This is a genomic window from Brevibacillus sp. YAE8 (assembly GCF_057543335.1).
Genome location: NZ_BAAIYG010000202.1, coordinates 1 through 502, shown reverse-complemented (window position 1 = coordinate 502; position 502 = coordinate 1). Strand labels below are relative to the sequence as shown.

Genomic DNA, 502 nt, shown 5'->3' with positions numbered 1-502 from the left:
AATGACAAAAACATGGGCTAAAGAGCTTGGGCGAAAAGGAATTAATGTAAACGCTGTAGCTCCCGGGTTTATTGAGACGGATATGGTGAAGGCGATGCCGGACAAAATCATTGATCAAATGAAATCTACTATTCCTTTACAAAGGTTAGGTCAGCCTTCTGACATTGGTTATGCTTATCTTTATTTAGCCTCTGATGAGTCCAACTATATTAACGGCACAACACTGCATGTAGATGGTGGAATCATGATGTAAACGTAGAAAATAACTCGCTTTTCTAAAACTTTTCAGTGGTCATTTGGCTACTGAAAAGTTTTTTTGTTGCATCCAGCATTTCACATATGTGCAAAGTGGAATTTTGTCTGCAAGTTCAGTAAAATAATAAGGAGAGAGATAGAGAGATTTAGCTGATTATCACTATAAAATTTTGACGACTGCGTCACGTGTTTGCGTGGCGTTTATCCATTTTGCACTTAAACAACTAAAAATATAGAGAAGAAAAAT

General features: G+C 36.7%; 1 protein-coding gene. It reads left to right on the top strand.

Features of this window, described 5'->3' with window-relative positions; genetic code table 11:
- Positions 1 to 253: SDR family oxidoreductase (locus tag AC27IT_RS28390; protein ID WP_487092359.1), on the top strand; the 253-nt coding region annotated here is incomplete at its 5' end.
- Positions 254 to 502 lie beyond the last annotated feature (249 nt).